The organism is Mycobacterium sp. C31M, from assembly GCF_053345865.1.
Genome location: NZ_JBKFAX010000005.1, coordinates 373,480 through 384,321, shown reverse-complemented (window position 1 = coordinate 384,321; position 10,842 = coordinate 373,480). Strand labels below are relative to the sequence as shown.

10 protein-coding genes are annotated in these 10,842 nt (G+C 66.3%); 6 read left to right on the top strand and 4 right to left on the bottom strand.

Going from position 1 to position 10,842, the window contains the following annotated elements; translation table 11 throughout:
• Positions 1-251: HNH endonuclease signature motif containing protein (locus ACLBYA_RS10915; RefSeq protein WP_447709408.1), on the top strand; the 251-nt coding region annotated here is incomplete at its 5' end.
• Between the two features lie 144 nt (positions 252-395).
• Here the strand turns inward: ACLBYA_RS10915 and ACLBYA_RS10910 are convergent.
• On the bottom strand, positions 396-1,748 hold the full coding sequence (locus ACLBYA_RS10910) for an LLM class flavin-dependent oxidoreductase (RefSeq protein WP_447709407.1): 1,353 nt from the start codon (positions 1,746-1,748) through the stop codon (positions 396-398).
• Positions 1,745-2,659 carry a MetQ/NlpA family ABC transporter substrate-binding protein gene (locus ACLBYA_RS10905; protein WP_447709406.1) on the bottom strand — a complete coding sequence of 305 codons (915 nt, stop codon included), beginning with the start codon at positions 2,657-2,659 and terminating at the stop codon, positions 1,745-1,747. Before ACLBYA_RS10905 ends, ACLBYA_RS10910 begins: the two co-directional genes overlap by 4 nt.
• Positions 2,660-2,794: 135 nt before the next feature.
• Between ACLBYA_RS10905 and ACLBYA_RS10900 the strand changes: the two genes are divergently transcribed.
• Together ACLBYA_RS10900 and ACLBYA_RS10895 are read left to right on the top strand one after the other, a co-directional pair.
• Positions 2,795-3,805 carry a methionine ABC transporter ATP-binding protein gene (locus ACLBYA_RS10900; RefSeq protein WP_447709405.1) on the top strand — a complete coding sequence of 337 codons (1,011 nt, stop codon included), beginning with the start codon at positions 2,795-2,797 and terminating at the stop codon, positions 3,803-3,805.
• Positions 3,802-4,515 carry a methionine ABC transporter permease gene (locus ACLBYA_RS10895; protein WP_447709404.1) on the top strand — a complete coding sequence of 238 codons (714 nt, stop codon included), beginning with the start codon at positions 3,802-3,804 and terminating at the stop codon, positions 4,513-4,515. Before ACLBYA_RS10900 ends, ACLBYA_RS10895 begins: the two co-directional genes overlap by 4 nt.
• A gap of 50 nt (positions 4,516-4,565) precedes the next feature.
• On the opposite strand, the gene ACLBYA_RS10890 is transcribed toward ACLBYA_RS10895, so the two are convergent.
• The gene (locus tag ACLBYA_RS10890; RefSeq protein ID WP_447709403.1) at positions 4,566-6,017 is read right to left on the bottom strand and encodes an LLM class flavin-dependent oxidoreductase; all 1,452 of its coding nucleotides are present in this window, start codon (positions 6,015-6,017) and stop codon (positions 4,566-4,568) included.
• A gap of 157 nt (positions 6,018-6,174) precedes the next feature.
• Here ACLBYA_RS10890 and ACLBYA_RS10885 point away from each other — a divergent pair, with 157 nt between their 5' ends.
• From ACLBYA_RS10885 to ACLBYA_RS10875, 3 genes are read left to right on the top strand one after another with little or no spacing between them, the layout of a single operon-like run.
• Positions 6,175-6,747 (top strand): hypothetical protein, encoded by a 573-nt coding sequence (locus tag ACLBYA_RS10885; RefSeq protein ID WP_447709402.1) that lies wholly within the window; start codon positions 6,175-6,177, stop codon positions 6,745-6,747.
• On the top strand, positions 6,734-8,230 hold the full coding sequence (locus ACLBYA_RS10880) for an adenylate/guanylate cyclase domain-containing protein (RefSeq protein WP_447709401.1): 1,497 nt from the start codon (positions 6,734-6,736) through the stop codon (positions 8,228-8,230). The genes ACLBYA_RS10885 and ACLBYA_RS10880 overlap by 14 nt, the downstream gene beginning before the upstream one ends.
• 10 nt (positions 8,231-8,240) lie before the next feature.
• Positions 8,241-9,368, top strand: coding sequence for an epoxide hydrolase family protein (locus tag ACLBYA_RS10875; protein ID WP_447709423.1), 1,128 nt, complete (start codon positions 8,241-8,243; stop codon positions 9,366-9,368).
• Here the strand turns inward: ACLBYA_RS10875 and ACLBYA_RS10870 are convergent.
• Positions 9,349-10,767: a purine-cytosine permease family protein gene (locus ACLBYA_RS10870; protein WP_447709400.1), complete on the bottom strand. Its 1,419-nt coding sequence runs from the start codon at positions 10,765-10,767 to the stop codon at positions 9,349-9,351. The two genes, ACLBYA_RS10875 and ACLBYA_RS10870, sit on opposite strands and share 20 nt — an antisense overlap.
• Positions 10,768-10,842: the final 75 nt, after the last annotated feature.

Genomic DNA, 10,842 nt, shown 5'->3' with positions numbered 1-10,842 from the left:
GTCGGCCGGTGTCGTGGTGCGATGCCCACCACATCGTCCCGTGGAGTGAAGGCGGGACGACCTGTCTGGACGGCGGGGTGTTGTTGTGCCGGATGCACCACACCCTGATCCATCACGGTGGTTGGCAGATCTACCTCGGCCGTGATCGGCACCCGTGGTTCGTCCCACCCTACGACCCGACAGGCCCCGAACCCGATCATCTGCGATCCCACGCCAGACGCACCATGACAGACCTACCGACTGCCGCCTGACCCAAAGCTCAACGGCACCTTGTCAACTCAACAGTGAAATCGGCGGGCAGCCCCGCCGCCTGGTGTCCTGGGTCCTTCCCAACGGCCGGGCACGCTGGACAGCGTCGTACACACGCCGCGTGTCGCGGTCGGCGGCTCAGGACACTAGGCGGTAGCCGGCACCAGTGAGCGTGCGTCAGGGACGCGGTCCAAGCCAAGGTGTCCGCGCAACGTCGTGTGGCGGTATTCGCGGCGGAAGAGTCCGCGGTCGCGCAGGATCGGGATAACGTGATCGACGAAAAGCTCCAAGCCGGAGGGAAACACGTCTGGCATGAGGTTGAAACCGTCGACAGCGCCCGCGACGAACCACTCTTCGATTGCGTCGGCGATCTGCTCTGGTGACCCCACCACAAGCCGATGCCAGGTGATCACACGGTCCAACAGTTGGCGGACCGTAAGGTGTTCGCGGCGCGCCAGATTGACGACGATATCGCGCGCGCCCTGCGAACCGGCCTTTGTCTCGACGCCATCGATCAGCCAGCGCGGCAGCGGCTTGTCCCACTGCAACTCGGTCGGGTCGATGCTCAGCTGGGCGGCAAGATGGTGCAACCTGCGCTCGCCGGCCAGTTCGTTGAGCTCGGAATGGCGTCGGTGTGCCTCGTCTTCGGTACTTCCCAGCACGAAGGACAGCCCCGGCATGATTCGGATCGCATTGCGATCACGGCCGTACGCCACCGTCCGGGTACGCAGTTCTTCGGCGTTTCGCATCGCATCCGTCAGTGACGCCTGCGCGGCGAACACGCCGTCTGCGTAACGCGCCGCAAGGTCGAGGCCGCCGGCCGAGCCGCCCGCCTGGAACAGCACCGGATGTCCCTGCGGAGTTCGAGGCAGAGTCAACGGACCGTCCACCGAGAAGAACTCGCCACGGTGGGAAATGGTGTTGATCGACCCGACCCGACTGAAAGCTCCAGAAGTCTTGTCGGCCAGAACTGCATCGTCATCCCAGGAGTCCCACAGCGCACGCACGACATCGATGAATTCGGCTGCACGCCGGTACCGTTCGTCGCGACCGGGCTGCACCGACGGCACTCCTGGTCGGGCGAAGTTGTTCCACGCGTACGGGTCACTGCTGGTGACCACATTCCAAGCCACCCTCCCTCGGCTCAGATGGTCCAATGTCGCGAACCGGCGGGCCAGGTTGAACGGCTCCTCGAACGAGGTCGACACGGTGGCGATGAGACCCAGATGGGTGGTCACCGACGCCAGCGTCGACAACAGCACCAGTGGGTCCAGTGCCAACGGCGGCCCGCCCAGCGGCTCATCCGGCGGCTGGAACAACGACGGGCTGTCGGCCAGGAACAGCGCATCCAACGTGCCGCGTTCGGCGATCCGCGCGAGTTCGATCCAGTAGTCCGGGTTGGTGAACCAGTTCGGGTCCGCCGAAGGATGCCGCCACGCCGCCGGGTGCATCCCATCAGACAGGACGTTCACTCCGAAGTGGAGTTCGCGTTTAGTCATCCGGGTGCACCCGGCAGGGCCAGCTTCTTCACCTCGGGATCATCGGCGATGAAGGTCTGCACGCGTGGGTCCTCGAACGCCTTGATCAGGTTCTGGATATTCTCGGTGTCGACGAACTTGCTGCCGACGGTGAGAACCGATGCGAACTCGTCCGGCGACTTGGGGGCGAAGATGAGCTTGTCCTCGGAAACGCCCGCGGCGAGAAACGATTCCGCATAGCCGACGATGGCGTCGAGATCCGGCAGGGCGCGCGGTTGGGCGCCGAAGTCGAGCAGCGTGAACTTGAGGTTCTTCGGGTTGTCGACGATGTCCTTCTGCGTGAGCGCCGTGATGTCGGCGTCCGGCCGGATGGTGATGAGACCGGCCTGCGCCAGATACCAGATGCCCTGCGCGTTGTTGGCGGGGTCGGCCAGCAGCGATACGGACGCGCCATCGGGGATATCGTCCACGGACGTGTACTTGTCCGACCAGATGCCGAACACCCAGTGGAAGAACGGACCGGTGGCGGCCTCCTCCTGGAAGCTCGGGTTGGCGTCGAGCACCTGCTGCAGCCAGTGCCGGTGCTGGAAGATGGTGCCGGCGTATCGACCGTCATTGATGGCACTGTTGATCTGGGTGCTGTCGCCCAGTCCGACGGCCGTCACCTTGATCCCGTAATCCGGCGCGATCTGTTCGGCGATGTACTCGATGATGCGCTTCTCGGCCGGATTCGAATCCAGATATACGACTTCCAGCGTGGCACCGGCGGTCTCGTTGGCGGACTTGGAGCCGTCACCACGGAACAACACAAAATACGCCGCCACGGCAGCGATAACGATGATCACAGCCGCGATGAGAGGCCACCTGCGGCGCGACTTCAGTGTGAATCCGTGGGAACCGGCAGTGTCGGTGTCGGTCTGGTCGATACTCATAGTCCGCCGAGTCTGCAGCAGGTCCTAGACCCCGTTCAATGATTGCGATCACGCTGGCGGGAAACAACTTTCCCGACAGGTTCACGCTGAGCGCAAAGCTTTCGATCGCGACGCGGCGGTGGCATCGTCGGCGATGTGATCGAACTGACCGACGTGACCAAGGTCTATGGGCACGGCGAGAACCGGACGGTGGTACTGGACCGGATCAGCTTCCGGGTGGACGCGGGTGAGATCCTGGCCGTGGTCGGGCCCAGTGGCGCCGGGAAAAGCACTCTCGCGCAATGCATCAATCTGCTGACTCCGCCGACCTCCGGATCGGTTGTAGTCAACGGCGACGACCTGACGACGTTGTCGGCGGCTCAGTTGCGGGTGGCGCGCCGACGGATCGGCACGGTGTTCCAGTCGTCGGGCCTGCTGGAACGCCGCACCGCGGCTGAAAATGTCGCGCTGCCACTGGACTATCTCGGAGTCACGCCCGGTGAGTCGAAGCATCGGGTTGCCGAGTTGCTCGACCGGGTCGGCCTGACCGCCCGGGCTCGGCACTATCCTTTCCAGCTCTCCGGTGGGCAACGTCAACGTGTCGGGATTGCCCGCGCACTGGCACTGCGGCCGGCCGTGCTGCTCTCTGACGAGGCGACCGCGGGCCTGGATCCGGCGACCACGGAATCGGTGGTGGCACTGCTGCGTGAGCTGCGCGACGACCTCGATCTGTCGATCGTTTTCATCACCCACGAGATGGACACCGTGCTGAAGGTGGCCGACTCCGCGGCGCGATTGGACAACGGCCGGATCGTCGAATCGGGATCGCTTGTCGGTCTGCTGACCGACCCCGCGTCGCGACTCGGCGCCGATCTGCGTCCGACTGGGGTACCTGCCACGCCGAGCGGTGACAGGGACGTCTGGCGTGCCGTATACGACCGGCCCGACGTGCCGGCGGACTGGATCAACCGGGCGACAACAGATCTCGGTGTGCCGCTGGATGTTCTGGGTGCCTCGGTACAGGTTGTGGGCGGTGTGACGATCGGCAGCGCGACCCTGGGGATCCCCGGTGCGGTGCGCGACCGGGTGGCCGAGGTGCTGGGAACACTGGGCCTGTCTGCGACCACCGACGCCTCTGTCGCACGCACGCTGGAGGGGGCGGCGTGACCGACGTGGTGCTGGCCAGCGCCAAGGTGCCGGTCGGTGAGCTACCCGCGTTGTTGTTCCCGGCCCTGCTCGACACGTTGATCATGGTCGGCATCGTCATGGTGATCGTGCTCACCGTGGGTGTCCCGTTGGGTGCGCTGATCCACAATCTGGCGCCGGGCGGCCTCTTCGAGAACCCCGCACTGCACACCACGCTGAGCTGGATCATCAGCATCGGACGTTCGTTGCCGTTCCTCATCTTGATGGCCGCGATCATGCCGGTGACCCGATTCATCACCGGCACCAACATCGGGATTGCCGCGGCGGTGGTCCCGATGTCGCTGGCGGGTATTGCGTTCTTCACCAGGATCGTGGAGAACTCGCTGCGCTCGGTGCCGCCCGCGGTGGTCCACGTCGCGCGGGCCTCCGGTGGTTCACGTCTGCAGGTCATCCGCACGGCTCAACTGGGTGAGGCGGTGCCGTCGATCATCGGCGGACTGACCATCAACATCATCGCGATGATCGAGTACTCGGCGATCGCCGGGACCATTGGGGCCGGCGGTATCGGCTACGTCGCCGTCACCTACGGCTATCAGCGTTTCGACCAGGGCGTCATGCTCGCGACCATCGTGATCCTGGTCATCACGGTGGCGATCGTCCAGTTCACCGGTGACACCCTGGTGCGGTTCACCACGCCCCAACAGCGGGCGCGACTCCTGCGCACCGCGTGACGTGTGCGTGGTCCTGACGCTCAGCGCCACGGACCACGCACACGCCAGATCTATCGCCCCCGGGTCGGCTGCGCGGCCACCGACGCCGACGATGACGGCAACGTCGACGGACGATCGATCACCGTCGAATTACGGGCACCCACACGGTAACTGGCGCCACGATGCTCGTCGGGCAGTCGATCACCCTTGCCGAGCAGCTTGTTACGCAATGTCCCCGGCGCATATGCGGACTGATAGGCGCCGCGCTCGGTCAACTCCGGTACGACATGTTCGATGAACTCCGCGAAGGATCCGGGTGTGATCGCGTACGCCAGGTTGAACCCGTCGACATCGGTCTCGTCCACCCACTCCTGCAGCGAATCGGCCACCGTGGCACCGGATCCTACGAATCGGGGTCCGATACCTCCGATCTTGCCCCATTCGGCGATATCGCGGACAGCCCACTCGCGCCCGTCCGGATCGGCGGACTGGAAGGCCGCCACCGCCGACAGGATGGCGTTCGAGTCGACATTGCCCACCGGCTCGTCGAGACCGTACCGGGCCAAGTCGATGCCCATCCAGCCCGACATGAAAGTCAGCGCGCCCTCCGGATCGCCGTAGGACAGGTACTCGGCGTGCTTGGCGTGGGCCTCCTCGTCGGTGGCCGCGGTGATCACCGTCGACAGGTTGAAGATCTTCACCGCGTACGGGTCACGTCCGGCGAGTTCGAGTTCGCGGCGGATGGTGGTGACATTGTCGCGCAGGATCGCCTTGGTGGGCGCCGCAGTGAAGATGGCCTCGGCATTCTCGGCCGCGAACCGCACCCCGCGCGGTGACGCACCGGCCTGAAAGATCACCGGTGTGCGCTGCGGCGACGGTTCCGACAGGTGCACGCCGGGCACGCTGAAATGCGGTCCCTCGTGGCCGATGTGGTGCACCCTGTCCGGGTCGGTGAAGATGCCGCGAGCCTTGTCGCGGATGACGGCATCGTCTTCCCAGGACCCCTCCCACAGCTTGTACAACACCTCGAGGTATTCGTCGGCATGGTCGTACCGCGCGTCATGGGCGGGCTGATCGGTCTGGCCCATGTTGCGGGCCGCCGCGGGCAGATAGCCGGTGACGACGTTCCACCCGACTCGGCCCTTGGTCAGATGGTCGAGGGTGGAGATGCGGCGGGCGAAGGGATAGGGGTGCTCGAACCCGGTGCCGGTGGTGACACCGAACCCGAGGTGTTCGGTGACCAGTGCCATCGCCGAGACCAGCAACAGCGGGTCGTTGACCGGTACCTGCGCGGCCTGCCGGACGGCGGCCTCGTCACTGGCTCCGTACACGTCGTAGGTGCCCAGGACATCGGCGATGAACAGGCCGTCGAAACGGCCCCGCTCGAGCAGTTTGGCCAGTTCGGTCCAGTACTCCAGGTCCTTGTACCGCCAGGACTGGTCATCGGGGTGCTTCCACAATCCCGGGGACTGATGGGCGACACAGTTCATGTCGAAGGCATTGAAACGGATCACACGGGTCACCCGGCAAGCCTGTCGACGGAGCGGCGATCCGTCACCGGTTGTAGTCATCCGGATCGGATCCCCCGTCGGACACGGGCCCGCGCTCCCCCACCGGAGCGAGCCCTGCCCTTACGCTGACCCAATGGTCCGTCCTGGCGACCGCGCGATGAGGCGTGCGGTGAGTGTCGCCTTGTTGGTGCTGGTGACCGCCGGATGTGGCAGCCCGACGATCGTCGATACCGGCACACCCTGGACACCGACCCAGGCCGCGTCACCGGCACCTGAACTGCCGCCGCACAACGGCAATCGTCAGCTCGCCGACGCCGCCGAGTTCTACGTCCCCGCACCGGGACGTAATGCGTACCGCTTCGCCGGCCCGAGCGGGCGATGGTACTGCGCGATCATCCCGCACATCTCGGCGAGCTGCCGCCCGGCCGCGTCCGCGACACTGTCGATCACCGGGGCACCGACCGCCGTTCCGGGACCCGATGGGGAATCCACCGCACCCGACACCGTGCTGATCGACCGGGACAGCGATGTCCGGTTCCTCGCGACCGCCCCGGAGATCGACGCCGAGACCGATCCAGACCCGCCCGTCACGTTGCCGTTCGGACAGGTGCTGGCGGTCGCCGGCTTCCGCTGCAATGTGCAGGAGGCCTCCGGCATCTCGTGTGGCAGCGAGACCAGCGCCAAGGGCTTCACGTTCTCGGCGGACGGCTACACCCCGGTCTACACCGATGTCCCCCGCTGACCAGCCGAAGGTCGTACGGCACAGGGCAATTCGATACTGCATCGGCCTGGTCTCGGCGCACCTGCTGACCGCCGCCGAGCTGGTCGGCGTGCTCGGATCGCTCCGCAGGCAGACACTGGTCGGCACCGAATCCCTGCTGACCACGACCAACCTGTTCTCGGTGATCGTCCTGATCATCGCCAGCAGCGCGGTGGTCGGTTACGGCGGATACCGCATCTTCGCCCCGTCGGTCCGGTGGTTCGATGCCGGCACGGAACCCGACGCGACCCGGCGCCGCGCCGCCATCAACATCATCCGTCGTCAGTCGATCCTGCTGCTGGCCGTGTGGCTGGTCAGCGGGGCGGTCTTCCTGCTGGCCAATCGCGGACTCGGCGCACCGTTGGTGGCGTTGATGACGCTGACGGTGGTCTTCGGCGGCACCGCCACCGTGAGCAGCAGCCTGCTGTTCACCCAGCGGGTGATCCGGCCGGTGGTGGCCGCGGCCACCCGAGAGTTCGAGAACCGGATCACCGCACCGGGTGTCACCGCGCGGCTGGTGCTGATGTGGACGCTGACGACGGCGTTGCCCAGTGGCACGATCGCGATCCTGGTGCTGTGCCGGATGAACGGGTGGATCATCCCGCCGTCGGCATCGATCGACATCCCGGTGCTGCTGCTGGCGCTGGTCGCTGTTTTCCTGGGGTTGCGCACCCTGATCCTGGTGTCGCTGTCGATCTCCGACCCACTGCGCGAGATCATCGATGCGATGGCCGATGTCGAGAAGGGCCGCATCGACATCCAGGTCGCCGAGTACGAGCAGTCCGAGATCGGGCGGCTGCAACGCGGGTTCAACCGGATGGTCACCGGACTGCAGGAGCGCGACCGGCTGCGCGATCTGTTCGGCCGCCATGTCGGAGACGATGTGATGCGGTTGGCCGTCCAGACCGACATCGCATCCGATATCGCGCTGTCCGGTGAGGTCCGTGCGGTCGCCGTGCTGTTCATCGATGTCACCGGTTCGACCGACCTCGCAATGAACCACCCGCCGCAGGAAGTTGCCGCGGTGCTCAACGAGTTCTTCCGCAGTGTGGTGGCCGCCGTCGACGAACACCACGGTCTGATCAACAAGTTCCAGGGTGATGCCGCGCTCGCGGTGTTCGGCGCACCGATCGCCGCCGAGGATGCCGCCGCGCGGGCGTTGGCGACCGCCCGCAGCCTCGGCACCACCCTGCGCGGTGTCCTGGACTTCGGTATCGGGGTGTCCGCCGGACCGGTGTTTGCCGGCAACATCGGCGCCGAGAACCGCTACGAATACACCGTGATCGGCGACCCGGTCAACGAGGCGGCCCGACTGGCCGATACCGCCAAGGCGCTGCCCGGCCGCGTTGCCTGCGCCGGTGTGGCGGTGGACCGCGCCGACGCGGAGGCGGCACGCTGGCTGGCCCACGGCACGGTGACGCTGCGAGGGCGTTTCGAGCCGACCCGGGTGTACGTGCCACGATGACCTGATGGACATCCGGCCGTTCACCATCGACATCAGCGACGACGCACTCGACGATCTCCGCCGCCGCCTCACCGCTACCCGATGGCCCGAGGCGGAACCTGTCGACGACTGGAGCCAGGGCATACCGCTGAGCTATACCCGCGAGCTGGCCGAATACTGGGCCGACGGCTACGACTGGCGCGCACGCGAGGCGCTGCTGAATCGCTTTGCGCAGTTCACCACCCAGATCGACGAGCTCGACATCCACTTCATCCACCAGCGTTCCCCACACCCCGACGCGCTGCCGCTGATCATCACGCACGGCTGGCCCGGATCGGTGGTCGAGTTCGCCAAGATCATCGAGCCGCTGGTCGACCCGACCGCGCACGGCGGCCGCGCCGAGGACGCCTTCCACGTGGTGTGCCCGTCGCTGCCGGGCTTCGGCTTCTCCGGCAAGCCCGCCAGCACCGGATGGGGTGTGGAACGCATCGCGGTGGCCTGGGACACCCTGATGCAGCGGCTGGGCTACCCGCGCTACGGCGCCCAGGGCGGTGACTGGGGGGGCGCCGTCACCACCCAGATCGGCCGAAACGAACTCGGCTGCATGGCCATTCACACCAACATGCCGATCGGTCAGCCCACCGAGGCCAGCCTGCAGCATCCCACCGACGAGGACAAGCGTGCCTTCGCCGCCATGAAGCACTACCGCAAATGGGAGGCCGGCTACTCCAAACAGCAGTCGACCCGCCCGCAGACCATCGGTTACGGCCTGGTCGACTCGCCGGTCGCACTGCTGGCGTGGATCGTCGAGAAATTCTGGTCCTGGTCCGACTGCGACGGCGATCCCGAAAACGTCCTCACCCGCGACGAAATGCTCGACAACGTGATGCTGTATTGGCTCAACGCATCGGGAGCCTCCGCGGCCCGCCTGTACTGGGAGAGCTTCAGCGCGTTCGGCAACCGCGAACCGGTCCGACTGCCCACCGGGGTCGCGGACTTCCCCAAGGAGATCCTGCGTTCACCGCGGCCGTGGTGCGAACCGCACTACAACATCACGCACTGGACGACGATGCCGCGCGGCGGCCACTTCGCGGCATTCGAACAACCCGAACTCCTCGTCGAGGACGTCCGGGACTTCTTCAGGACCGTGCGCGGGTGAGGTACCGGTAGCCGCCGTAGACCAGCCCGGCCACAACAAAGTTCACAAAATAGGCGATATCGGCGCCGTGCCAGGCGACGGCGACCGGACCCTGGATCAGGGTGGTGTTCATGAACGGCATCGCCGCCGCATAGGACACCACGAACACCACCAGCGCGACGACGGCATCGCGGCGGTCGACTCGGGCGCCCACCACATCGACGCCCGGGTCGGCGGCTCCCGCACCGCGGGTCCGCAGCACCCAGTCGATGACGATGACGGCCACGAACGCCGGGATCCAGTAGCCGATCAGCAACAGCACATCCAGGAACCGGGTGGCGGTATCGGCGGCCTGCAACCACAGGATCAGGAAGAAGGCGGCGACGGTCACCAGGACGGCCGACACCGGCCGGCGCACCCGTACGCCGAGGGTCTGCAGGGCCAGCGACCCGCTGTAGTCGTTCATCACCCCCGAACCCACCGAGGCCAACGCGATCACCAACAGTGCCGCCGCGCCCAGCACGCCGCCGCCCATCACCGCGCGCACCCCCTCGGCGGTGTGGTCACCCAGCACCCCGGCCGCGGCGATACCGATCCCCTGCACGAAGACGTAGGCGAGCACCATGCCGCCGAAGGTGTAGCCGAACACCCGGGCCTTCGAGGACTCGACCGGCAGATAGCGGCTGAAGTCGGCCGCATAGCTGGCCCAGGAGATGGTCAGACTCAACGCGATCGTCACCTCCATGACAAAGGCGCCTACCAGTTCGGCCCCGCTGAGGGTGGCCGGGGTGACCACGTCGCCGTCCTGCACCAGCTTGACGGCGAACACCACGAACGTCGCGAACAGCACCACGGTGAGCACCGCCTGCAAGCGGTGGATCAGTTCGTAGCCGACGAATCCGACCGCGCCCTGCACGCCCAGCACGATCAACACCGCGACCCAGAACGGGATGTCCAACAGCAGGGCCAGTGCCTGGCCGCCGAACAAGCCGACGAGGGCATCCCAGGCGATCGAGGACAACCACTGCAGCGCCGCGGGTACCGCGATACCGGATCCGAAGGCCAGTCGTGCCGCCGGGAGTTGCGCGGTGCCGGTGCGTGGACCCCACGTCGACAGGTAGGCGACCACGAGGCCACCGAGCACGGTGCCGATGACCATGGCGAGCAGACCGAGCCAGAATCCGAGCCCCAGCAGGATGGCCAGCGTGCCGGTGAAGACCCCGGTCATGTTGACCTGCGGGGCGAACCACACGGTGAACAACCGACCCGGGGTGCCGTAACGCTTGTCGGGTGCCACCGGTGCGATTCCGTGGGTCTCCACGGACAGGTCGCCGGGCCCGCTCGGGGATCGTCCATCGAACGATGGTGATGTCAGCGATCGGTTTGTCATCGGAGTGGCACCTGTGGCGCTGCCGGTCATGCGAACATTCGACCACGCCATCAAGCACGCGCTGGTGGCCACCCATTTTTCTATCTGATGGTTGTCAACCCATCG

What these genes read in the sequence shown, in the direction of transcription:
- ACLBYA_RS10910 (WP_447709407.1), bottom strand. Translation starts at nt 1,748, where the DNA reads ATGACTAAACGCGAACTCCACTTCGGAGTGAACGTCCTGTCTGATGGG.
- ACLBYA_RS10905 (WP_447709406.1), bottom strand. Translation starts at nt 2,659, where the DNA reads ATGAGTATCGACCAGACCGACACCGACACTGCCGGTTCCCACGGATTC.
- ACLBYA_RS10880 (WP_447709401.1), top strand. Translation starts at nt 6,734, where the DNA reads ATGTCCCCCGCTGACCAGCCGAAGGTCGTACGGCACAGGGCAATTCGA.
- ACLBYA_RS10870 (WP_447709400.1), bottom strand. Translation starts at nt 10,767, where the DNA reads ATGACCGGCAGCGCCACAGGTGCCACTCCGATGACAAACCGATCGCTG.